Origin of the sequence: Paraburkholderia sp. (assembly GCF_026225065.1) — a bacterium.
Taxonomy (GTDB): domain Bacteria; phylum Pseudomonadota; class Gammaproteobacteria; order Burkholderiales; family Burkholderiaceae; genus Paraburkholderia.
In genome coordinates this window covers 36,228-60,145 of the sequence record NZ_JAMFSB010000082.1, presented here as the reverse complement: position 1 = coordinate 60,145, position 23,918 = coordinate 36,228, and the positions used below count along the sequence as shown (strand labels likewise).

Here is a 23,918-nt window from a genome sequence, read left to right as displayed (position 1 = left end):
TCGTTTGGATTTAGTTCGTCTCGCTTCGGTTCGTTTCGCCATGCAGTAGAGCGGGCGGCCTATGCTGCTGGTTCGATGTGTGGGGCGGACGCTGCCAGTTCTCGGCGCAGAGCTTCGATATCTACGGGCTTCGCCAGCAGGCGTGCGCCGCGTATCGCCTGGCCGATTTCAGCACTTTCGCCGTAGCCCGACATCAGCAGAATCCGCAGGTGGGGTTGCGTGCTTCGCAGAGCTCGCGCTAGCGCGTCGCCAGAAAGTCCGGGCAAGCTGATGTCGCTCAACAGGATATCGTAACGTTGCGTCGACGCAAGCTTGAGCGCTTCTTCGGCACTGGCGACCGAAGTGTGTTGCAGTCCGAACGATTCGAGCAGCTCACCCATCGCTTCGCGTGAAGGCAGATCGTCTTCGACCAGCAGCACATAGGGCGCCGCCACGGCGTGCGGCGTGTCTGTCGTGGTGTTCGCAAGCTTCGCGCGGTGCGCATTCAACACGCCGCGCACCTTGCCGGCAAGATCGTCGCGGCGGTACGGCTTGCTCAGCAGCGTCACACCGGCGTCGAGCTTGCCGTGGTGAAAGATTTCGTCGCGCGTATAGCCGGACGTGAAGAGTACCGGAATAGCCGATGACCGCAACGCAGCGCGCTGGGCCAGCTCGACACTCTTGACGGTGCCGGGCATCACCACGTCGGTAAAGAGCAGATCGATCTGCAGGTCGCTGTCGACAAATTCGAGCGCCGCGTCGCCGTCCGCGGCGGTCAACACCTTGTAGCCGAGTTGCATCAGCATTTCGACCGCGGTCAGGCGCACCTCGGCGTCGTCTTCGACCACGAGAATCGTCTCGCGTCCGCCCACCGGCGCCTCGGTCAGGTCCGCGACCTCGACGGTCTCGGCTTCGCGGCAGCGAGGGAAAAAGAGCTGCACCGTGGTGCCTTTGCCGACCACGCTGTCGATCACCGTGTGGCCGCCGCTTTGCTTGACGAAGCCGAACACCATGCTGAGACCCAGGCCGGTGCCATGCCCATTGGGCTTGGTTGTGAAAAACGGTTCGACCGCGCGCGCGAGCACCTCGGCTGGCATGCCGATACCGGTGTCGGCGATTGAAAATACCAGGTACTCCCCAGCAGACAGATCGACGTAGCCTGGATTGTCGCGCTCGGCGACGACGAGATTCTCGGCGCGGATCGTGAGCGTGCCTTCGCCGTGCATGGCATCGCGGCCGTTTATCGACAGATTCAGCAGGGCGTTTTCAAGCTGGTTGCGATCGGCCAGCACATTCCACAGATCGGGGCCGAGGATGGTGTCGACCCGGATCGTTTCGCCGAGCGCGCGGTGCAGCATCTCGCTCATGCCGTCGAGCAGCCGCCGCGGGTTCAACACCGCAGGGGAGAGTGGCTGACGGCGCGCGAAGGCGAGCAGGTGAGCCGCCAGTTGTGCGCCGCGTTTTACGGCCTGGGTGGCGGCGGCGATGCGGCGCTGGGTGGCCGGATGCTCGCCGGCGTCGGCAGCCAGCATCTGCAGGTTGCCGTTGATCACCTGCAGCACGTTGTTGAAGTCGTGCGCGACGCCGCCCGTGAGGCTGCCGATCGCCTCCATCTTCTGCGCCTGGCGCAGTTGCGCTTCGGCCAGCGTTCGCGCCGCGACGGCGTCGGTGACACGTTGCTCGAGCGTTTCGGTGAGCAGGCGCAGTGCAGTTTCGGCGTGCTGCCGCGAGCGTTCGGTGAGCACGCGCCCAGTCGTTTCCACGACCACGGCAATCACGCCCGCCGGCGCACTGCTGTCGTCGGCCACCGGGCTGTAGTACAGATCCATCCACACATCTTCGGGCTTGCCATTGCGTAGCAGCACGAGTTCCTTGTCTACGTACGACAGCGTGCGGCCCGCGAGACAGGTGTCCACCACATTGCGGTTGAACGACGCCACTTCCGGCCAGCCCAGTTCGACCGGGCAGCCGAGCAGGTACGGATGACGACCACCAGCGAACACCGCGTAGGCATCGTTGTAGACCATGTAGCCCTGCTTGCCCCATAGCATCACGATTGGCAATGGCGAGCCAAGTACAAATTGCACAGCGGCGACCAGACTTTGCTGCCACTGGCCGATGGGACCCAGTTCGGTCGCCGTCCAGTCGAATGAGCGGATTCGTTCGGCCATTTCCCCTTTCCAGCCGGGGCAGCCATGGTCGTCTGCCGTGAATGGCATGGTTCTGCTCCATGTTGTCACATCGATGCGTGCGTTCGCGCCGGCAGGTGTCGCGTTGCGGGTTCGGCGGGCCGGATCGGGGCACTCGCCAGGCGAGTACATCTAGGATGCAGGTAGCAATCCGCGTTCCCGCAATGTCCCCGAAAGGCTGCGTGAAACGGCGGCCCTGGCAGAGGCGCGTTTCGGGTTGTTCGCCCGGTCGCGCTGTGGCATGGTGGGCAACTGATAAATCGATCGATAGCCTCTGGACGACCCCACAATGCCAAAGAAAAACGCCGCGCGCGCCGGTCTTCCCAAGCCCGATGCCCGAATGGAACTGCTGGTCGCCCGCCGCAACGCCAGGATGGCGCGCTCGGCCGATGCTTACGTGCGGGGCAACACCACCAAGTTTTACGAATGGCTCGACGGCATGGAAAGTGACGCTTTGCCTCAAGGCCCCGCAGTGTGGATCTGCGGCGATTGTCATGCCGGCAATATCGGGCCGGTGGCAAATGCGCAAGGCCGCGTGGAAATCCAGATCCGCGATCTGGATCAGACGGTGATCGGCAACCCGGCACACGATCTGATCCGCCTCGGCCTGTCGCTCGCCACGGCCGCACGCGGTTCGGATCTATCCGGCGTCACCACCGTGCGCATGATGGAAGCGCTCGCGGACGGCTACGAACGCGCGTTCGACGACGCCTCGGATCACACGGACATCCAGGCCGAAAAACCCGAGGTGGTGCGGGTCGTCATGAAGGAAGCGCTGCGGCGCTCGTGGCAGCACCTCGCCGAGGAGCGCATCGAAGATGTCGAGCCGGAGATTCCGCTCGGCAAGCGTTTCTGGCCGCTGTCGAAAAGCGAGCGTAGCGAGATTGCGGCGCTGTTCGAAAAGCGCACGCTTGCGCGTCTTGCCACAGAGTTGCGTTCGGAGGACGAAGCGGCGAAGGTCACCGTCCTCGACGCGGCCTATTGGGTCAAAGGTTGCAGTTCGCTAGGGCGCTTGCGCTATGCGGTGCTGCTCGATGTCGACGGTGCCTCGATCGACGGTGACGATCTTTGCCTGATCGACATCAAGGAGGCGGCGCAAGCGGCGGCGCCGCGCTACGCAGGCGCGCGCATGCCACGCGACAATGCACAGCGCGTCGTGGAGGGAGCACGTCATCTCGCGCCGTTTCTTGGCGACCGGATGCGTGCGGCGCGTCTCGCCGAGCGCGCGGTGGTGATTCGTGAACTGTTGCCGCAAGACATGAAGCTTACGATTGAACAACTGACGCGCGATGAAGCGATGAAGGCGGCGCGCTTTCTTGCACTTGTTGTCGGCAAGGCCCATGCGAGCCAGATGGACGACACGGAGCGCAAGGCGTGGCTGGGCGAGCTACGGCGCAGTCGCAGCAAAACGATCGATGCGCCGCCGTGGCTCTGGAGGAGTATCGTGGAACTGGTGAGCGGTCATGAAGCCGGCTACCTCGAACATTGCCGGCGTTACTCGCTCGATCTCGGTGCGTGATAAAGTGCGGCCAGCCTGCTGCCGGCAGGCACCGCGACGCGCGATGGGACACTGATTGAGCATGAGCATGGATATCGATTTCGAATGCACGATGTGCGGCAAGTGCTGTCACGATCTGCGTTTGCCGTTGACGGTTGCAGAGGCGCTCGCGTGGCTGGGGCGCGGTAACGAGGTGCAGATTCTCTGCGAGGCTTTGCCTTGGCCCGAGGAGCCCGCCGCGGACAATCTGCAGGCGGCTCATAAGCGGCGCCGTTCGTTTGCGGCGATGAGCGGCAGTTTGCCCACGCGGATCGTGGTGATCCTGACGGGCGCGTTTGCTGGGCCGTGTCCGAACCTGCAGGCCGATATGCGCTGCGGCATCTATGAAGAGCGGCCTTTGGTCTGCCGTATTTATCCGGCCGAAATCAATCCGTTTATCCAGTTGGAGCCTGCGGCCAAGGGGTGCCCGCCGGAGGCGTGGACGCCCGGGCTTGCGCCGCTGATGCGCGGAGGGCAACTGGTCGATGCGACGACAGTTGAACTGATTCAGAAGTCGCGTGCGGCTGATGCTCAGGATGCGGTGGCGAAGCAACGGTTGTGTGCGCTGCTTGGTGTCGATGTGGCGGCGTTGGCTAATGAAGGGTTTGTCGTGCATACGCCGAAGCGTGAGGCGTTGATTGCGGCGCTTGAGCGGGTTGGGGCGGAGTTGGGTGGGTTGCGTGTGGCGGAGGGCGTGGAGGGGGGCGTTGCTGGATCCGAGTCTGACGCTTTACCGAGCTGGCGTTTTGTGTCGAATCGCCACGCAACAGTTGACACGCTTGAGTCGGTGGGGGCGCTCAGTGCCTGGGTCGATGCCGATCGTCCGGAGGCTTTCGAATATCTCGGGTTTTTTCCGGCCGCCGCCGCTTAGCGAGCATTCTGCCCGCGCGGAGGACGTGGAGCGTTAAGTGTTCTGCGTCAGGTACTTGCGGCGCGTTCAGCCATGTTGTCCACAGCCTTGCGAACAGTTTCTGTGGACAAGTTTTTCTGAAGATATAGCAGTCGTGCAGGCATCCGGTCTGTTTGGGTTTGGCGACTTGTTTTTGGGCAAAGGGACTCTGGTGGACCGGTATTCTGTCTGTGTTGCCAGAACGGAACCGGGTACGCCAGCGACAATTGCAACCCTTCAGTGCGCTACCTCTTCCTGGCAAAGCTCCAGAAGAGAAATACAACAAGAAGAACCGCGCGTCCGATGTGACGGCGCGTGTCGGTCATGCTTATGGTCGTCCTCCGCTTTTTCTTCCAGGCTGAAGGGGCGTTTTGAGCTTTAGTCCCGCTCGTTTCATCTTCTAGCTTTCCTCCTTTTGCGCCTCGCCTCTGACGGCGTTTCGCTTCTGCGATTCACGTAGGCGACGTCTTGCTCCGGAACTGCCTGACAGGCAAATAAGTAGTTTCCCAAGCGTTGTAGAAGCACTTGCAAACCATTCTTTGCGCTATCGCAAGTTGTCCGTGATTCCAGTAATTGTAAGATACATAGGATTGCAAATTTAATTAAAAATGTTACGCCTTCAAAACGAAAAACCAACAATTGAAGGAGAAACATGAAAGCATGGAAACTCCGTGACAGCCTGCGGTTGGCTTTCTGCCTGTCTGCAGCGTCTTGTCTGATGACGATTGGCACCGGATCCGACGCAGCAGACTACACGCAATGCATGCAGGTCTATCAACAATCTCTCGGCATACCTCGAACCCCGAGCTGTGCGATTCAGGTGGCGGGCACGTCACCTATGTCCAGGGGGCCGGGCGATTCGTACGGCAGTATGAATTACTACAACTGTCCCAATGCTTCGGACTGGATCCGGGACTACTGCGCTGGCGCTCCGGTCCCGCCGTCGCCAGAAGATACATGCCCGGTAGCTGACCCGGTATTACCAGCCGAGGGCATCGTCACACTCGCCGAAGCCGATTTTGCGAGCGGCGACACGCTCCCGCTCACCTTTCGACGCACTTACCTGTCCAGGCTCTATGACACCACGCAGACGGCGATGGGTAGCAACTGGGTCAACAACTGGCAACGGAGGATTGATCTGACGGGGCTCAACGCGAGCACGCCGCAGATCGTTATTTATCGGGGCGACCAGCGCCCGATGACGTTCAAGTGGAACGGAAGTGCGTGGACCATGTTGGGAAATCGCGGCTTCTCGCTGACGAACGGCAACGATGGGTACTACTACCTGAAAGATGAACTCCTTGGTACCACAGAAGCCTACTCGGCCAATATCGGCTTGATCTACTCTGAGACGACCCGCACAGGGACGCTGCGCAAGTTCGGGTTTGATTACAAAGGCCTGATGGTGCTGGTGAACGAGTTCGCGGTCGATAACATCGGGCCGGATAAACTAAAGATCGATTTTCAGTATGACGATAGCGATCGCATTGTTGCCATGGTGGATCCTTTGGGCAATACGACGCGGTATGCGTACGACGGCAAGGGGAATCTTGCTTCGGTAACCCATCCCGATGGCACCATCCGTCAGTATCTGTATGAGGATGCTCGATTTCCCAACGCGCTGACCGGCGTAGTGGACGAATCGGGATCGAAGACGGCAACGTGGACATACGACGCCAATGCGCGCGTCATAACGGTCAGCCATCCCGACACGACCCGTAATACCTCGCTTAGCTATGGTTCGGGCGGGACGACACTCAGCGACATGTCCGGTTCGAGCACATACAGCTTCAGTTTTCCGGACGCATGGCGTCCAGGTTCAATCGCTACACCCGGCGGAACGATATTGCGTAAGTGGGATGGTGCAGGGAATCTCTTGCAGAGAGCGACCCCTGACGGCGGCACGCAGTACACGTGGGATAGCGCGAACCGTCCCATAAAAGCGGTTGCGACTTCCAGCGGGAAGACGACGCTCACAACGGTTCAGTACAACGATGGCAGTTCGCTGCGTCCGCATCTGGTCGCTACGCCGGGCAGGGTCCGGGCGTTCGTCTATGACTCGCAAGGCGACGTTACGGGCTATGCCGAGCAGAAGACGACTGACCCGACAGGTGAACTGGGGCTGCAGGCGACCGGGACTGGTGAACAGTCGACGGTCGGCGCGCGGTACGATGAGGTAGGGCGTCTTCTGGCGGCGACGATCGCCCACAACGGCGCAAAGACCGAAGACTGGACCTACACCTACGATGCAAGAGGCAACATCGCAACGACGCAGGATGCGGTGTCAGGCTGGTCGATGCGGACGCTTAGTCGTGACGCCGCTGATCGCGCGACGTCTATTGCTGGCAATAGTGGTCAGGCAGATATCAGTTACGACGCGCGCGGTCGCGTATCGGTTTTCCAGTACAGCGAGAAAGCAGGGATAGTCAACGGTGGGCTCGCGCGCAAGCTGGTCGTCAGGTATGGCTATGCTGCAAATGGCGCGGTATCGACGCGGACTGCGACGGTAGCAACGAATGACGGTGCGCCACAATCGATCGACGATGCTGAACTGGACGTGTGGCTTAACAACTGGGAGCTAGGTAACGATCCCATTGCGCCATCCGCTAACCTCGCGGGGCTTAAATCTGTCGCTGCCGCGTTCGCTCCGAAACTCTGCGTGGAATGTTACATGGCGTGGAAAGCCAAATTGTCGGGGAAGCTTTTTGGCGATGAATTGAGTGAGGCACTTCCGGACTGGGGTGAGACGACGGAACTGATGTTGAGCGATCAGTCGCAAGTTCCTTATCCTGCCCTCGTGCCGGATCTGACCAGTTCTGCGAAGAGGTCAACGCTTTATGGTGCGCTCTTCGGGGCCGCGAGAGGTGACGGGGGAATGGTAAAGTGCGGTGGTATGGAAAATCACGAGAGTCAGTGCCACGACCAATTCGAGCTCGATCAGGATATGTGCACCACGCTTGCGGGCCCGAGGAATAAGCGCCTTCTCGCGCTGTGCAGACAGAGAGCATTCGAAAGATATCAAGCATGCAGAGGTTTTTGATGGCTAAACATCCGCCGTATTCCGTGGTTCTAACCTATCACGAAGATCTACAACAGCTAGTCGTGCATACCATCGATCCAAACAAGCTCGCCCCGCTAATAGCTGGGCGAATGGGCGTGGTGATGGCTGATGAACAAGATTTCAAGCTGGACGATGAGTTCGCGCGGCAACTTGGAGTTGGGTTGCTCAATACGATTGCGCTGGGTCAGCCAGACATCAAGCAATACATGACGTTCACAGAAGGGCCGGTCGACAAATCATCAGGACAGTAATCGGCCAAGGGCCGCACGCCATGACCACCTGATATCTGGGCTCGGCCCCGAGGGAGCGGGACCGCGTCTCTGCTCCCTCACCACGCCTGCAGCCGCCGGTCCCGACTCAACGCGCGCATATCCCCGCGTCACCCCTCACCACAGCATCGCCTAGTTAGACAACGAAACATAAGGCGACGTCAAAGGCGTCGGCGGGAACGGCTGCAGCCCCATCTGCTTGGTAAAGCTATACCGCACATAAACGGCCCCCAGCCATTCACGGTACTGATACGCATTGCCGAGCGACGCCGTAGCGCCTACCGCGAGTTGCGGTGCGAGCTGATATTCACCCACCGCGCTAAACGAGTAGGCAACACCAGTCTTGCTCTGGGCCGGATAGATGGCACCCGAATCCGGTGCCGTGCCTGCGGTAATGAGTGCGCTTCTCAACGCGGCGGAAGTATTGTTTCCAAGAGGGAAGTAGTCCGATGCATCCTGGCGGTAGTGCTGAACACCAATCGACCCCTTCACGTCATAAGTAAACGGACCGTTGCGCCCAGTCCATTCCACCGGCAGGTTCAATATCACATATTGCTGCGGACTGAAGTAACCACCTTGGCCGTACGTAAAGTAAGAGAGGTTCCGGTTATAGCCCATCAACGTCGTATTCAGGCCGATCGTGAGCGTCTGGTCCGCGTCCTTCAGCAAACGCGTGTAAACGCCCCCGCCACCCTTGATGGCGCTATTCGCCGCAACGTTGTAGCCATTCAGAAACTGGTACTCCGCGTTTGCATACAGACCGTTCGTGCCGTCGTCCCACGCAAGGGACGCGAGAGCCCCACTGGAAATGACGCCACCCCACTCCAGGTCCTCAAGCTGATCGCGTGTGCCGGCATACGACAGCAGGCTGTCGGTGACGGCACGTCGGGCGACCGCGAGTGTGTACGATACCTTGTCGGTCACCGTGCCGTTGTATTGCAGGCCGCCAACGATATTGGTTTCGCGAAAGCCCAGAGGGGTGACACCGATGTCGCCGTCCAGGCTTTTGCCCTCATAGCCGACAGACAGGCCTACGCCGTTTGCGGTCTGCGAACCGTATTCGCTGGAAATGCTGGCAGCACCTGAACCGAAGCGCGACAGAGTCGTTGCCGCGTTGTCCGCGGTCCCGGCATCCAGCGTTACCGGCGTAGCCGTAACGACGATATGACCGTTGCCCGCCTGGATGCGCCCCTGGACCGGCGCTTCGATATCGGTCAGGTCCGACAGGCCGTTTTCGCCTGCACGATTGCGGAACACGATACCGCCCGACACCGTACTCGTCTGCTCGCGATTGACCTGCGCCAGTTCGTCGGCGACGCCGAGCGTCTGTGAGTTGGCGGCATTGGCCGGCGACGGTGCGTAGCTGGCGCCGTTCGCCGGCGCAGCTTGCGCTGCGGGAGCCTGCGGATAATACGGCTGGGCGTAACCCGCCGGCGGCTGCGGAATATACGGCTGCTGCGCGTAGGCTCCCTGATTCGCATAGGGCTGCTGAGGATATGCCGGTTGCCCATATCCCTGCTGCGGATACGGCTGCGGCACGTACGCTTGCTGTTGCTGCGGGTACGGCTGTCCATATCCTTGCTGCTGTGGATATGGTTGCTGACCGTAACCTTGCTGCTGACCATACGGCGCCTGCGCATACGCTTGTCCCGCGCCGTTCGCCTTGGGGGTGGTGGTCTGGTTGCGAACCGTCTTCTGCTTCTTGCTGGACTTGCTCTGATTGCCAGGCAGTGGTGCATAGCCGCCTTGCGTCTGCTGCGCAGCGGCATTGGCCTGCGCTTCGCGCGCCGCGGGCGACATCGGCCACGGCGTCGACACGTAAGGCGCAGGTGCTCCATAGGGTGATGCGGCTTGCGCAGGATAGGGCGCGTTATATGGTAGCGGCGCTTGCTGCATCGGCGCCTGTCCCTGGCCGGGATACGGTTGCAAGGGCACGGCGCCCGGTGCGCCCGCCTGGGACGAGCCGGAGTCGTCGGGACCGTAGCCGCCCGCTGCGTTACTCGAACTCGGCGCACTGGACGGCGCGCCATAAGGCGTCGTGTACGGGACCACGGGCGCGGCAGGCGCCGTGGGCGCCACATAGGGCGCGACGTACGGTGCGGGCTGTGAAGGCGGCGGATAGTTCGGCACGGTCTGCGTCTGATAGGAAGACTGCGAATACGGGGACGCGCCGGGCGCGGCATACGCCGACATCCGTGCGCCGGCGTTGAAGCCACCGCCCGCGCTGGGTGCACCGCTCGAGCCGGCGGCGTCGGCCGGCACATCGACGGCGGTTTTTCCTTCGAACGGATTGGTGCCGGGCAGCGGCGTCGCGCCGATCCGGCGCATGGCCACCTCCCAGCCACGTGGCACATTGCTCGCTGAGCCGGAGCGCGGCGCGGCCAAACCCACTGGCGTGTTGGCCGCGACCAGCGAGCGCTGCAGATACGTGGCCGCAAGCGTCAGCTTGCCCTCGGCGCGATACATCCGGCCGACGGCGGCCAGCACGCCGGGGTCGTCCGGTGCGGCGTTCAACGCCTGGGTGGCAAGCGCTTCTGCATAACGAAAATCCTTTGCGCCTGTAGCGGCAGGGATGGCCGCGAGCATCAGGCTCAGATCGTCGGGGCGGCGCGTCAGTGCCACGCGGTAACTGGCGAGCGCATTACGGTCATCGCCCGCCGACCCGTAGAGGCGTCCAAGCGCGGCCTGCAGATCCGGATTGTCGGGCATCGCCGCGAGCCATGGTGCGATGACGTCGTAAGCGCTTGCGAGGTCGCCACGCTGCCGAACGGTATCGCATTGCCGCACGACGATCGTCAAGTTCAGGTTGCCGAAATCGGTACGCTGTTGCGGCGTCAGTTGCATCCCGGCGAGTTGGCGCATCACCGTGCCAAGTTCGGTATCCTGATGAGTCGCGAGCAGGATGCCGGCGTATTGCAAAAGCAGATCGGTATTGCCGGGCGCGGCGCTCATGGCGCTGCGCACGAGCCACAGTGCGCGGTTCGAATCGCCAGCCTGTTGATAGGCCGACGCCACCACACCGATCAGTTCCGGATTGCCGGCCGCCACCGGTTCCGCAGCGGCAAGCGTCGCAAAGGCCTGCTGGGTCTGGCCGTGCTTCGCCATCTGGATCGCGACGCTCGCCTGTTGATGCACCCACAGGCGATGCTGCAGCGTGGTCATGGCGTCGGTACGCTGGGCCGGCGCAATCCGGTCCAGTTGCGAGAGGCCGGTTGACCAGTCCTCGGTTTCCGCCGACAGCAACGCGCTCGCATAAAGCGCGTCGGTCATGTCCGGATGAGCTGCCAGCAGCCCGTCCATCATGCTGCGCGCATTGCCGATCGCGCCCTGGCGCACGTAAATGCGCGCGAGGTCGAGGCGCATCCACGGATCATCAGGATTGCTGAGCAGTGCGTCTTCGAACAGGCTGCGTGCTGCGCCCAGATCACCGCGCGCTTCGGCGGCGCGCGCCTGGGCGGCCTGCGCTTCACCACGCAGTCGATCGATGCCGCCTGCTTTCGACTGCTGCTCGGCGTTGAGCTGATTGGCAAACTGAAGCGCTTCGTCACCGCGTCCCTGCGCGGCGAGCGCGCCGACGAGGCCGCGAATCGCGTCGGGGTTGTCGGCCTGGCGGCGCAACGCCATCCGGTAGGCCTGTTCCGCGCCAGCGGGGTCGCCGTTGTTCAGCAGCATTTCGCCGAGCAGTACCTGCGCTGTGACATCGGATGGGTTGATCGCAATGGCGCGCTCGAATAGCGACTTGGCCTTGGCGACTTCTCCGTTGCTGCGTGCGCCAATCGCGTCGCTGGTATAGGTCCAGTAAGTCGCGCTCAGCAACGCGTCTTTCCAGCGTGCCGGGTTGCCGCTGCGCGAGGCCCGCTCCAGGTCGTCGCGCGCCTCGGAGAAATGCTCCTGCTTGAGTGCGGCGATACCCATGCCGCCGAGCGCGTCGCTATCGTTCGGACTGCTCGCCAGCACGGACGAGAATTTGGCGCGCGCCGTGGCAAGGTCGCTGCGGTCGAGCGCGGCAAAGCCATCGGCGATCGTGCGGCCGCGTGCATCCACGGCGGCGTTTTGCTGCGCCCGTTCGCGCGCTGCGCTGTCCTGCTGCACCATCGAATCGAAGCGCGCCTTGACCGCGGCATCGTCGGGTGCGAGTTGCAGGTAGCTTTGATAGAGCGGGGCGTCGGGGGCGCGCGCGTCGAGCCATAGCAACGCTTGCCGCCAGCTCTTGCGCGCGGCTGGGCCCACCGTGTTGTCGCCGGAGAGCTTTTCGAGTTGGCCGATACCCTCCCGGCGCGTGACGTCGCGATACGTTAGATGTTGAGCGTATGCGAGCGCGTAGCGCGGATCGTCCGGGTTTTGCTGCGCGAGTTGTTGTAGCCCGCGGCGTGCCTGATCCCAGCCCTGCGGGGTGGCCGCGAGCGCCTGGTAGTACTCGAGTTGCAACTCGGGCGTAGCGGGTTTGCCTTGCAGCGCATGCTGATATTCCTGCACGGCGCTGGCCGCCTGACCGCTTTGCTGCAAACGGCGGGCATCGTTGACGGTCTGGTCGCGCACGCTGCTTTCGCCAAGGCGCCGGCCGAGGTCGTCGATGGTCGGATAGTTCGGTGCGACTGCCCGCAGGCGCGCCAGATATTGCTGCGCGCCGCTGCCGTCCTTGCGGTCGGCGAGCACCATGCCCATGCCGAACAGGGCATCGGGCTGCTTGGGATCGATGCGCAGCACTTTCTGCCACGCCTGCTCGGCGAGGTCGCCACGATGGTGCGCCTGCCAGTACTTGCCCTGATCGATCAACACGTTGAGCGGATCGGACGAAGCCTGGGCAAAGGCGGTGGGGGGCAGCATCGCCGTAGCGACGCTAACGAGGCTCAGCGCCAGCGCGAGGGCGCTCAATCGCATGCGTTTCTCCAACTCGGCACGAGGCGGCCGGCATCGTCGAAGCGATAGCGGCCATCGATAAATCCGGTGCCGAACAAGCCCAGCACACGATCGTAATAGACAGGTTCGTGACCTGCGACGGGGTTGTCGAGCGCTGCCAGATGGGTGCGTGCGAGACCGAGGCCGCGGTCATCGCCGAGCGCCTTGAAGTAAGGCGCAAGCGCGCCCCAGTAGTTGAGCGGTCCTTCGCCGCTGACGCTGCCGGTGGTCGCGGCCACCTTCTCGGGCGGAAAGCCTGCCTGGGCGACCTGATTGCGCATGCCACCGAGGGCCGCGAGCCAGGGCTTGGCGAGCGGATCGGCAGAGGCTGTCATGCCGGCCCAGAGATACACGCGAATCGCGTCGTAGCTGCCGTTGTCGCCATTCTTTGGATCGACCACGAACTGGCCTGCGCGCCATGCCGCCCAATCGGGCACGAAACCCTGCGGCGACGTGGTTTTGACGAGCTGGTAAGCGTTGTCTGCGAGTTTGCTCCACGGGCCACCCGGCTGGGCTTTGGCGAGTGCGCGCAGCACGGGCAGAGGCAAGTAGCTGGGATTGACGCGCGTCACGCCACCAGCCTGGAAACCCTGCGGGCCGGGCAACAGCATCGGGCCGAGACCTGGCAGGCTGGTCACTTCCTTGCTCACGATCTGCTCGGCAAGCGCCTCGCCGAGCTTCGTGTAGCTCGCGTCACGCCACAAACGTCCCGCTTGCAACAGGTCGTAGGCGATCCACAGATCGGAGTCCGAAGCAGAATTCGGGTCGAGCACGCCAAACGAACCATCTGGTTTCCTGCCCCATTGCCATGCTGGCAGACGCAGGTTCTGCGCGTCGAACTGGTTGCCGGCGAGGTTGGTGCGGGTCCAGTCGAGCAGCCGGTCGAAGGTGGCGCGGTCGTTCGCGACCAGTGCGAAGAACATCCCGTATGACTGGCCTTCGGAGGTGGTTTGCTGGGTCGGCGTCGAATAGTCGATCACGCGCCCGTCGGCCTGCACGAAGCGCTCGACGAAGGTGCGATACGCCGGCCAGTCGCATTGCGCTGAAGCCGGGGCCGTGGCAGCGGTGGCCGGAATCGAGACCGCCGCCGAGGTCATGGAAGCAACGAGGCCGAATGCAAGTGCCACGGGCGCCGTATTGAGTTTGACCGCCATATCAATCCTTCAGGCGGCGCGCGGCGATCGAGCGCAGCGCACGGTAGAACAGCGCAGCGATGATCAGCGCGGCGAGGACGCCGCCCAGCAGCAGCAGGAGCGGATGCGACGACAGCGCCCAGCGCATATATTCCTGCGGCGACAGGTGGCCGATGTAGTAGGCCACGCCGTTCGAGGTGATCGTGACGTTGCGGCCATGGATCACGGCCATTGCACCCTGGATTTGCGGCAGCACGTCGGCGTCGAGCAGGGCCGAGCTCAGGTCCGCATCCGACTGGCCAGCAGCGCTGACAAACGCGACTGCGCTGCGATCCTTCTGCAACGGCGATTCGAAGCCGGTCAGCAGGGCCGCGCCGTTCGAACTGACGAGCGACAGGTCCGCCCGCGCCGGCGCGCGTTCCACGCCACGTTCGCCGTGCCACCAGTCTTCCAGCTTGAAGACGATGTCGGAGAGCTCGAACGTGCGCGAGTCGCCGTCGCTCGAGAACGGCATCGACTTCGCCCAGCGCTGCAGCAGCGGCTGACGGTCGGGGGAACCGAAAATCAGCAGGTCCTTGTTGGCATTCTGGTCGACCTGGTCGGCGCTCGTCACGGTCACGCCGGTCGAGGGATAGCCGGTCGAAGCACCCATGCGGCCCATCTCGAGCAGGTACAGGCTGTAGTCGCTCGAGTCGGCATCGTTCGGCAGGACCACGGCGGTTTCAGACAGGTCCGCCATCCGCGTGAACGGGAAGCCGCTGTTGGCGAACGCCGCCAGATCGGGCAAGGCCATGTAATGCGGGAACGACGACAGGTCGATGCTCGAGTTCGGATCGATCGAGCCCACTACGTTGTCGAGCAACCGGCCGTGGCATTCGCCGGTGTTCGGAATGTCGTAGTAGAAATGCAGCCGCAATTGTGCCCGTGGCGTCAGCAGCAGAGGCGGGATATAGACGGTGCGCCGCGCATCGGCGGTGTTGTCCGGCAGGATGTTGTTGAAATAGTGGCCAAGTTCGAACACCGAGGCGGGCCGCGCCGGAATCGGCAGCGCCTGCACGAAGCCGTCGTTGATGCTGATGTTCAGCGACGAACGGTCCGGGGTCGGGCGCACGGTGTAACGGTAGCGCAAGTCGATCGGTGCGCCCTTGGTGTGCCACATGAACAGATCGGGCGGCACGCGCAGATTCACGCGCACGGCGTCGGCATCGTAGCCGGAGACGGTCAGATCGCGTGCTTCGGCCAATTCGCCAAAACGCACCGGCCGGTTGGTGGGCAGCCAGTTCGGCGCATCGTACGGAGCGCGCGGGGCGAGTTCGTTCAGTTGCGTGATCGTCGCGCTTTCGCCCGAGAGCACGCTCTGGCCTACACCGAGTGCCTTCGCGGCGGTTTTCAGTTCGGCTTCGTTACGCCCGAGCACCAGCAGCAGTTTGCCGCGGGCTGGAGCTTCCCGGTCCACCACCGCAATGGTCGGTCCGGAGATTGCGGGAATCGTTACGCCGGCAGGCCGCTGGTCGGCGGTGGCGAATATCACCGCGTTGCCCGACAGCGGAACCTCGTCGACCTGGGCGGGGAACAGCGCGCCGCGATAGCCGGCCAGCGCACCGAACCACGAGGCGACGATGCCCGCCGCTTCCAGCGTCTCGGCACCAGGCTTGGCCGGGAACACGAACGGCAGCTCGAGACGCCGCACGTCGCGGCGATCGAAGAATGGCTGAGGCAGTGCCGCGAGATCCGGTTTGCTGGTAAGCGACGCGTAGGTCAGATCGAGCGAGCTCGCATTGCTCACGGTGGCCCACAGCGACGAATTCGCCGGGTCTTCACACCGTTCGGTGTAGTGGCCGATCAACTGCACGTTGAGGTGGTTGAACTCGGTAATGAAGCGCGGATCGATCGACACGTCGCGCGCCACCAGCAGGCCGGCCTGCTCGTGCGGCACCGGCAGCGTAGCCGCGACTTCGCCGTTGATCAGCACCTTCAGTTGCGAGATGCTCGGCAGCAGGGCCGGCGAGTAGCTGTAGATCAGATGCAGGATCGCGCCGGTCACCACTTCGTCGTTACGCACCGAGAAGGCGATACCGTTCTGGCCTTCGGTGCCGCGCAACTGCAGCGGATCGAGCGCGCCGAAGTCGGCAAAAGTGAGCGTCTGGCGACGTCCGCCTGATACCAGCGTGCCAGGTTCCGCGGTGGTCGGCGTCTTGATGCCGAGCGCTTTCACCGAGGACGCCGCGAGCGCCGGCGTTGGCGTCGCCAGCGGGGGCTGGGTGATCGCGTTCGGGTCGAGGGTCACCGCGGCACTCGGTGCGGGCACGTTCCCCACGCCGGTGGCATCGGGCGTGCCAGGCGCCGCGGCCGTGGCATGCGCCGAACTGGCGACCAGCTCGGCGGCCGATGCCAAAGGCGCCGCGAACGCGGTCTGAAAAGCCAGCCAGAAGGCAAGTCCGCGAACGAGTCGGCTTGAGCGCAAGCACATTGCCCATTCCGTCATGCCGTGCTCGCCTTGCAAGTGTTGTTGGTATGTCCGCGCAATCCCATAGCCCATAAGTCAGTCTTTTTTCGTTTCCAGCTTTTTGACATCGATAGGGCGGCTACGCATCGAGCCGCGCAGATCTGCATAGAGGTGTTCGAACAGGCCGGCGATGCCGCGTACGCCGACCAGCAGGACGTGTGAGAGTCCGCGCAAGGGGGTGTCCGTTGGGCGGCCTTCGGCCCAGCCCATCCAGGCATCGGCGCGCGCGAACGTGGACTTCACGAACTCGTATTCCTGCTCGCGCGACATCGCATCGAAACGCAAGCCGACCCGTCCGGGTGCCGTAAAGCCGACCGTGGCCGGGAACGCGTATTCCTCATCGCCGCGGAACAGCGACACGGTGACGCGTTCGTGCATCGGCACCTGGATGCTGTTCGGCAACTCGACGCCGACGCCGCCTTCGGAATAGTCGATGGTCTGGCAAGCCAGCGTGCGGCCGGTCGAAAACTTCAACATCACCGGCATCTTCATGGCCACGCGGTGCACGGCGCGAATCTGCCGGCGCTCGCTTGCCGCGGCCACGCTCGCACCGAGGATCAGCATGTTGTAGCCCGTCCACGCCAGATTGAGCACGGTGGTCTGCACTTCGCTATGCACGTCCCACTTGAAGTAGATGTGGACGAGTCCAACGATGAAGCCGAGCAGGTTCAACAGCAGCAGAAACAGATAGGGACGCGAGATAGCCCAGTCGAAGTAGTTCTTCTCGATCTGGCCGCCCTTGGCCGTCACGTTGAATTTGCCGAGCTTCGGGTTGATCAGCGCGAGCAGCGTCGGCGCGGTGATGTACGAGGCCAGCACCGATTCATAGACCTCTGCCCAGAACGAATGGCGGAACAGGCGCTGCATGCGCGAGTTGGTGATGCTCGCATGCATCATGTGCGGCAGCGCGTAGATGGCAATCGTGCCGGCCGCGGCTTCGATCACGTGAGCGCCGAAGAACAGGAACGACAGCGGTGCGGTCAGGAACACGAGACGCGGCACACCGTAGAAGAAGTGCATCATCGCGTTCAGGTAGCACAGCCGCTGGCCGATCTTGAGGCCTTTGCCGGTCAACGGATTGTCGATCCGGAAAATCTGCGTCATGCCGCGCGCCCAGCGGATCCGCTGGCCGATGTGGCCCGACAGGCTTTCGGTCGCGAGGCCAGCCGCCTGGGCAATCGCCAGATACGCGGTGGTGTAGCCGAGGCGGTGCAGCTTCAACGCGGTGTGCGCGTCTTCCGTGACGGTCTCGACTGCAATGCCGCCGATCTCTTCCACCATCGTGCGGCGCAGCAGCGCGCAGGAACCGCAGAAGAAGGTCGCGTTCCACAGGTCGTTGCCGTCCTGCACGAGGCCGTAGAACAGTTCGCCTTCGTTCGGCACCTTGCGGAAGGTGCCGAGGTTGCGTTCGAACGGGTCGGCCGAGAAGAAATGGTGCGGCGTCTGCAGCATCGACAACAGCTTGTCGCGCAGGAACCAGCCAAGGCCGATCTGCAGGAACGAGCGGGTTGGGATGTGATCGCAGTCGAAGATCGCGAGGTACTCGCCGCTGGTGATCTTTAGTGCTTCGTTGATGTTGCCGGCTTTCGCATGGCGATTGTGCGTACGGATCGTCCAGTGAACGCCGACTTCTTCGCAGAACGCCTTGAACTCCGGACGGCGGCCGTCGTCGAGCACGTGGATGGACAGCTTGTCAGCCGGGTAGTCGAGCGCGAGCGCGGCGTAGATGGTCGGTTTGACGACCGAGAGCGGCTCGTTGTACGTGGGGATGAACACGTCAACGGTCGGCCATGCCTTGCGATCGGCCGGCAACGGCATCGGCTCGCGCTTGAGCGGCCAGGCAGTCTGGAAGTAGCCGAGCATCATCACGATGGTCGAGTAGACCTCGGCCGATACCAGCAGCAGGCCCCAGACGGCGTCGAGCGGATGCTCCCAGTAGGTGGTGGCCGTCAACCGCCAGAACATATAGCGGCCTGACGCGACCACCGACAGCATGATCATCACGAGCGTCGCATAGCGGCCCTGCAGGCGGCGAAACAGCAGCGCGCACATAAAACAGCAGGTCGCGAAGGTCAGTTGCTCGTAGAACGCCAGCGGCACCGTAAACACGAAGTACAGGATCGACAGCGCAAACAGCGTCAGGCAGACGGAGACTACCGTGCTGCCCCACAGCCGCGCGTCGACGATGCGCTCGAGCCGCGAAGGTGGAACGGCGGTATCGATGCTCTCTGATTGCGGTGTGCTCATGCGACACTCCCCGGCGAAACAGCGATCGCGTCGATCCGCGACATCAGCCACTGGCCGCCGGAGCGAAAATCGACGGCTGCCTGGCTGAGCGGATCGTAGTGAATCAGCGTGGTGTCGCAGGCGAGCGACTCGCTGACCCCTTCGTCCTGATGGATGACCCCAGGGAAGAGTTTGTCGCCGAGCAGATGGCGCAGCACCTTGAGGACGTCTTTGGTCAACTGGCGCGACTGGTCGACCTGGTTGATCACGTAGCCGACGCCGCCGAACTCCGGACGCGGCGAGGCGTAGGTTTCGATCATGCGCTCCATCTGCGGAATCGCCGCATAGGAGGCGGCATCCGGCAGCACCACGTTCAACGCGAAGGTCGCGGCGCACAAGGCCGTGCGCGTATACACCGACGAGCCCGGCGGCGTGTCGATGATCACAATGTCGGATGCTTCGAGCCGTAGCGTGGCGAGCGCATGCGCGAGCCATAGCGGATCGTGATCGATGTACGCTTCGAAGCGGCGCCGGTCGTCTTCGAGGACGGCGCCGTAGGGCAGCACGGTGACGCCGTCGACGCCGTCGAACATGATGCTCTGCCACGCATCGCCGCTTAAGGTGGCGCGCGAGAGGCCGTCGATGCTGTCGAGCGGCACGCCGAAATGCAGGCGCAGCGCGTTTTGCGGATCGAGGTCGAGCGCGATCACGCGCCGCCCGCTGGTGGCGAGAACGGAAGCCAGGTTGGCAGCAAGGGTGGTCTTGCCGACCCCGCCTTTCGCGGATACGACCGCAATGACTTTCATGAGCGACGCGGGCCGTTGGTTAGCCACGAGTGAGGAACGGGCGTTGCCGTGGCGGGTGTCTCGCCGCGCAAACGATCGAATACCGAAGCGAGCGGCGCCGCTGCGTTTTGAGGCGCGGGTGTTGCGGTGGCCGTGACTGGGTTGCGCGCGGCCGGATTGAACAGCTTGCCGAGAATTGACCCAGGCGGCGCTGTGGCGACTGTCGGGGCGGGTGCCACTGCGGCTGCGCGCGGCGTCGCGGCGGTAAAGCCGGACGAGGTGGTCGGGGCGCGGAAGGCACTGGACCCCGCGAGCTTTGCGGGAAACAGCGGCGCGGCGGGTGGTGCGTACGCGCGCGGGACGGGCGAAACCGCCGGCTGCGAGATGGCATGCGCAGTAGCCGGAGCCACTACTGGCGGCACGTTGCCCATATGAGCGATAGAAGCAAAACCGGGAGCTGTCGATGCCACTAACGGCGGGATTGGCGGGATCGGCGCAGCCGGTGCAACGGCTGCGGCTGTTGCTACCGGCGTCGCAGCCTGGCTTGCGGCGACTGCCGGATCAGCAACCCGCGGCAACGCCGAAAAGCGCTCTGCACCGCGCGGCGCGTCTGCTTTCACGACATTGGTAACCGGCGGGATGTTGCGACGATGCGGCCGCGCAAACAGGGGCGCCTTGCTGCGCATCAGCGCTGTCCCGGTCAGCGGCGTGTCAGCGGAGACAGATGCCTCTGGCTTGCCGTCTTCGGCGGTCTGCGCTTGCGCGGCATCGTCGGCCTGTTTCGAAGTGGCATCGCGCCGTTGGACGATCGCCGGAATCGACGGTTGCGTCAGATCCAGCGTGACGAGCAGCGGCCAGCGCGTGCGAGCCGTGTTTGCCTCGTTCTCGCGACCGATTTCCTGATAGTCACCCGCATTCCCGCCGAAATGGCCGAAGAGGGTCTCAATGTCGCTCGAAGGACTCATGTCGCCGCCATGTTGTTCATGTCTATCTTGTCTTGCGTTGCCCGTGTTCTACTGGCCGTCACAGCCGGTAGAAGTCCATCCCCTGACTGGGCTCATGCCGGCTGGCGGCCAAGCCTGAATTCGATCGTTGCGTGCTCATCGAACTCGCTCGCTTGCGCGACCGACAGACCCTCTGCACCGAGTGCGCTGAGCCAGGTCTGATAGACGCCTTCCAGGAAGGCGGGCGTCCAGTTGAGCGCGGCGGAGCCGAAAGCATGCAACGGTGCGCACGAGTGAGCGATGCGCAGGTAATCTGGTTCGTCCGAAAGATCGACGTAACCCCAATCCGCTTCCTGCCAGCGCGCGTTCACAGCGTCGGCGAGATCGACAGTCGAGCCGCAGGGCGGTAAGGGATGCGCCGTCGCAAAACGGCAACCGACGCGATACATCAACTGACGCAGTTCGCCTTGCCCGATCTGCGCTTCGAACTCTTCTGCCAATGCAGTGAGCAAGCCGCGCCATTGTGGGGATATCTGGCGGTCGAGCAGGTAGTCGAGAATAGGGACCATGTTTTCCGAAAAGGATGACCGTCTGCTGTTTATCCGTCGTTAAAACGGGTATTTGAATCCGGGCATCTGAAAGTGACATTTGGTAAGGCGCGCGCGGCACGTGCCAGCGGTTGTTTTTACCTGTGCTGCATGCTGTATGTTGATCGGCGCCCCTTTATCTGCAGTCTACTTAAGAGATAAATATTTCGCTACCACCGTCCGCCACGAAGTTATATGGCCTTACGCACACAGCGCATTAACAGATGCAAACTTTGCGCGAATTTTTTTTTGATCCGTTACGCATTAAGGCGTACAAGGCGAAGACGAAAACGAACGACGTCGAATTGAAACGGTTTGTGCCCGTTGATCAATGCATAGGACTGTTGTGCGATTGCATCATTGGCGTACCTGCAGCGTCGCGAATGAACGTTCTCCTGGCCGACACTTTGCTTGCGGTAAGCGTGACCTGCGCGTCGCGCAGCGGTGTGCCTGGAGCGTCGCCGCGCGCCCCCCGAAATCTGTTTCTGACGAAGGCATTAATATTTGTCAGACATTTGCCGTTAACCAGCGGCAGAGTGACGGAACCAGGCCGACTTCTATCAACATGCAGCCCATCCACGCGCAACACATGACCGATGCCCATTTGCGTGACCGCTTTCATCGACGCTCGCTCGACCAGCAGCGCCCGCTCTCGACGATCACGATGGCTTCTACGGTCGCGGCTGCCCTGTTGTTCGTGCTGGCACGCAGCCTGGTAGCCGGCCCCACCATTTCGCTTTCTTACCGGCTCGCTTGTGTCGCGCTGCTGGCGCTGCTGGTGGCGGGCGTGCGCAAGGCACGCACCACCGGGATCTTCGGCGCCCTGGGGGTTGGGTTTACGCTAGTGCTGGTGATCCTGATCGCGCTGAACATCAGTGGCCTGAATGAGCCGTTACTCTGGGCGCTGCCTGCCTTGCTGGTGATTCCGATCTGCGCGGCGCCGCTCTGGCTCACGCCGACGCACTTCTTTGTAGGCACAGCCTTGTTCTACGCAAGCGGTTTACCGCTGCTATTCAGGCAAGGGTATGCGCATGATGTGAACGTCGTGACGTTGCTATGGGTGGCGATCGGCGTACCGACTGCGTCGGTGTTCCATTTCGGCTTCTACTGGTTCCGGCGCGATCACTTCCTGCTGGAGAACCGCCTTGCCGAGCTGGCCGCGACTGATCCGCTGACCGGACTGCAAAACCGCCGGTCTTTCATGGACCAGGCTGAGCGGCGCCTCTCGACGCTCGGTGACGGCGTCAACGTCTGCGCGATTTTTGTCGACATCGACTATTTCAAGTCGTTGAACGACCAGTTCGGCCATGCGGCCGGCGACCAGACGCTTTATGAAGTCGCCCAGGTGTTGATGGATCAGACCATCGCGCAGGACAGCGTGAGCCGCATCGGCGGGGAGGAATTCGCGATCTTGCGGCGCGAGGGACTGGCGTCCGCGCTTGAGCTGGCTGAACGCCTGCGCGGGGCGGTTTCCCGTATCGCTCGCCCGGATGGTTACGTGACCGCAAGCTTTGGCGTGGCCGAGCATCGCACGGGGGAGAGCATCATGGCCTTGCTCGACCGCGCCGACGAAGCGCTGTTGCGCGCCAAGCAGTCCGGGAGAAACCGTGTCTGTGCCGAGCGTGCAAGTCCGTTCGATCCGTTGCAACTGCTGTTTGCCGGCGACCCGGCCGACCCGTCGGGCAGTGCGCGGCCCAAATGGGAAGACTACTATCTTATGTCGCACTTTCAGCCGCTCTATAGCTTGTCGCATCAGAAGCAGGTCGGCTTCGAGGCGCTGCTGCGCGGCGAGCAGAGCGACGGCTCGCTGGTGCCGCCTGCGGTACTGTTTGCGCCTCGACCGCTCAGCGACGAAGGTGAGCTCGATCGCGCCAGTCACGTGGTGCACCTTGGCAACGCGCGACGGCTGATACCCAACGAGGCGTGGATCTTTCTCAACATCCTGCCCGCCACTTTCGTCGCGGATGGCTATGCCGACCAGCTTGCCGCGATCGTGCGCTCGGCCGCACTCGAGCCGGAGAAGATCGTCCTCGAAATTCTCGAATCGCATGGCGGCAGCGTCGACGAGATGTCGCGTGCCGCGGCTCGCTATCGCCAGCACGGCTTTCTGATCGCCGTGGACGACTTCGGCGCGGGGCAATCGAACCTGGACCGGCTGTTCCGCATCCGGCCGGACTTCGTCAAGCTGGATGGCGAGCTGATTCGCGCGACGATCCCGGGAACCCAGCATTCGATCCTGCCCAAACTCGTGTCCTTGCTGCATCAGGCCGGCATGCTGGTGGTGGTCGAAGGCGTCGAGACGACCGAGGAACTGATCCTGGCCGTCGAGTCGAATGTCGATTTCGCGCAAGGTTATCTGCTGGGCCGGCCAGCTGACAGAATCGCGCCACCGGACGCGATCAATCGCCTGATCGACCGCTCGTTCGACGTCATTGCACAGGGCCGCGCGCATCTACATGCGCTGTTCGAAAACAAGGTCGAGCCGTACCGGTTCGCCTTGCGCAACGCCGCCGATGCGTTGCTAAGCGGTATCGACATGGAGGAGGCGTTCGCAAGTCTGTCGCAGCAGGACCTCTGCATCAGCTGCTTCATCCTCGATGACCGGGGGCGTCAGATTGGATCCGAAGTGGCTGGAGTCGCGAGCACGAGCCTCGCCGGAACGCTGCAGCCGGTCTCCGATCCGCGCGATGCGCGCTGGGACCATCGCCCGTATTTCCGCAACGCGGTGCTGCTGCCGGGCGTGCCGGTTGCCAGTAGTCCTTATCTGTCGCTCGCGAGCGGACGGCCCTGTATCGCGGTGACGGTGGCGATCCAGTCGACGGAAATGCGCTCGGTGGTCGGAACGGAACTCGACTGGTCCGCGCCGCATCTGCCTTGGCCGGCCAGTGAATAGTCAGGAACCCTGAGCGGTGGA

Annotated in this window: 13 protein-coding genes; 5 read left to right on the top strand and 8 right to left on the bottom strand. The window is 62.9% G+C overall.

Features of this window, described 5'->3' with window-relative positions:
- Positions 1–59: 59 nt before the first annotated feature.
- The gene (locus M0954_RS06500) at positions 60–2,198 is read right to left on the bottom strand and encodes a response regulator (protein WP_297352206.1); all 2,139 of its coding nucleotides are present in this window, start codon (positions 2,196–2,198) and stop codon (positions 60–62) included.
- A gap of 259 nt (positions 2,199–2,457) precedes the next feature.
- Here M0954_RS06500 and M0954_RS06495 point away from each other — a divergent pair, with 259 nt between their 5' ends.
- The 4 genes from M0954_RS06495 (at position 2,458) to M0954_RS06480 (ending at position 7,906) form a co-directional block, all read left to right on the top strand.
- The gene (locus tag M0954_RS06495) at positions 2,458–3,687 is read left to right on the top strand and encodes a DUF2252 domain-containing protein (protein WP_297352204.1); all 1,230 of its coding nucleotides are present in this window, start codon (positions 2,458–2,460) and stop codon (positions 3,685–3,687) included.
- A 67-nt stretch (positions 3,688–3,754) separates the two neighbouring features.
- Entirely contained in the window at positions 3,755–4,576 is an 822-nt protein-coding gene (locus M0954_RS06490) for a YkgJ family cysteine cluster protein (protein WP_122156278.1), read from the top strand.
- A 670-nt stretch (positions 4,577–5,246) separates the two neighbouring features.
- Complete coding sequence (locus M0954_RS06485; protein ID WP_297352202.1) at positions 5,247–7,634, top strand: DUF6531 domain-containing protein; 2,388 nt, start codon at positions 5,247–5,249, stop codon at positions 7,632–7,634.
- Entirely contained in the window at positions 7,634–7,906 is a 273-nt protein-coding gene (locus M0954_RS06480; protein WP_122159163.1) for a hypothetical protein, read from the top strand. Before M0954_RS06485 ends, M0954_RS06480 begins: the two co-directional genes overlap by 1 nt.
- Before the next feature lie 150 nt (positions 7,907–8,056).
- Here the strand turns inward: M0954_RS06480 and M0954_RS06475 are convergent, their stop codons facing one another.
- The 7 genes from M0954_RS06475 to bcsD all read right to left on the bottom strand — a co-directional run bounded on the left by M0954_RS06475 (position 8,057) and on the right by bcsD (position 20,986).
- Positions 8,057–12,805 (bottom strand): cellulose synthase subunit BcsC-related outer membrane protein, encoded by a 4,749-nt coding sequence (locus M0954_RS06475; RefSeq protein ID WP_297352200.1) that lies wholly within the window; start codon positions 12,803–12,805, stop codon positions 8,057–8,059.
- Complete coding sequence (gene bcsZ / locus M0954_RS06470) at positions 12,796–13,977, bottom strand: cellulose synthase complex periplasmic endoglucanase BcsZ (RefSeq protein WP_297352198.1); 1,182 nt, start codon at positions 13,975–13,977, stop codon at positions 12,796–12,798. Before bcsZ ends, M0954_RS06475 begins: the two co-directional genes overlap by 10 nt.
- Before the next feature lies 1 nt (position 13,978).
- A complete protein-coding gene (gene bcsB / locus M0954_RS06465; protein WP_297352196.1) occupies positions 13,979–16,441 on the bottom strand; it encodes a cellulose biosynthesis cyclic di-GMP-binding regulatory protein BcsB in 2,463 nt (820 codons plus the stop codon).
- A gap of 57 nt (positions 16,442–16,498) precedes the next feature.
- Complete coding sequence (gene bcsA / locus M0954_RS06460; protein WP_122156274.1) at positions 16,499–18,709, bottom strand: UDP-forming cellulose synthase catalytic subunit; 2,211 nt, start codon at positions 18,707–18,709, stop codon at positions 16,499–16,501.
- Complete coding sequence (bcsQ, locus tag M0954_RS06455; RefSeq protein WP_122156273.1) at positions 18,706–19,494, bottom strand: cellulose biosynthesis protein BcsQ; 789 nt, start codon at positions 19,492–19,494, stop codon at positions 18,706–18,708. The genes bcsA and bcsQ overlap by 4 nt, the downstream gene beginning before the upstream one ends.
- Positions 19,491–20,438 (bottom strand): cellulose biosynthesis protein BcsP, encoded by a 948-nt coding sequence (gene bcsP, locus M0954_RS06450; RefSeq protein WP_297352194.1) that lies wholly within the window; start codon positions 20,436–20,438, stop codon positions 19,491–19,493. The genes bcsQ and bcsP overlap by 4 nt, the downstream gene beginning before the upstream one ends.
- 92 nt (positions 20,439–20,530) lie before the next feature.
- Entirely contained in the window at positions 20,531–20,986 is a 456-nt protein-coding gene (gene bcsD, locus M0954_RS06445) for a cellulose biosynthesis protein BcsD (RefSeq protein WP_122156271.1), read from the bottom strand.
- A 583-nt stretch (positions 20,987–21,569) separates the two neighbouring features.
- Here bcsD and M0954_RS06440 point away from each other — a divergent pair.
- Entirely contained in the window at positions 21,570–23,897 is a 2,328-nt protein-coding gene (locus M0954_RS06440) for a bifunctional diguanylate cyclase/phosphodiesterase (protein WP_297352192.1), read from the top strand.
- Positions 23,898–23,918: the final 21 nt, after the last annotated feature.

Excerpts from the sequence above, each read along its gene's own strand:
- M0954_RS06500 (WP_297352206.1), bottom strand. The coding sequence starts at position 2,198 with ATGCCATTCACGGCAGACGACCATGGCTGCCCCGGCTGGAAAGGGGAA.
- M0954_RS06495 (WP_297352204.1), top strand. The coding sequence starts at position 2,458 with ATGCCAAAGAAAAACGCCGCGCGCGCCGGTCTTCCCAAGCCCGATGCC.
- M0954_RS06490 (WP_122156278.1), top strand. The coding sequence starts at position 3,755 with ATGGATATCGATTTCGAATGCACGATGTGCGGCAAGTGCTGTCACGAT.
- M0954_RS06485 (WP_297352202.1), top strand. The coding sequence starts at position 5,247 with ATGAAAGCATGGAAACTCCGTGACAGCCTGCGGTTGGCTTTCTGCCTG.
- M0954_RS06480 (WP_122159163.1), top strand. The coding sequence starts at position 7,634 with ATGGCTAAACATCCGCCGTATTCCGTGGTTCTAACCTATCACGAAGAT.
- M0954_RS06475 (WP_297352200.1), bottom strand. The coding sequence starts at position 12,805 with ATGCGATTGAGCGCCCTCGCGCTGGCGCTGAGCCTCGTTAGCGTCGCT.
- bcsZ (WP_297352198.1), bottom strand. The coding sequence starts at position 13,977 with ATGGCGGTCAAACTCAATACGGCGCCCGTGGCACTTGCATTCGGCCTC.
- bcsB (WP_297352196.1), bottom strand. The coding sequence starts at position 16,441 with ATGACGGAATGGGCAATGTGCTTGCGCTCAAGCCGACTCGTTCGCGGA.
- bcsA (WP_122156274.1), bottom strand. The coding sequence starts at position 18,709 with ATGAGCACACCGCAATCAGAGAGCATCGATACCGCCGTTCCACCTTCG.
- bcsQ (WP_122156273.1), bottom strand. The coding sequence starts at position 19,494 with ATGAAAGTCATTGCGGTCGTATCCGCGAAAGGCGGGGTCGGCAAGACC.
- bcsP (WP_297352194.1), bottom strand. The coding sequence starts at position 20,438 with ATGAGTCCTTCGAGCGACATTGAGACCCTCTTCGGCCATTTCGGCGGG.
- bcsD (WP_122156271.1), bottom strand. The coding sequence starts at position 20,986 with ATGGTCCCTATTCTCGACTACCTGCTCGACCGCCAGATATCCCCACAA.
- M0954_RS06440 (WP_297352192.1), top strand. The coding sequence starts at position 21,570 with ATGCAGCCCATCCACGCGCAACACATGACCGATGCCCATTTGCGTGAC.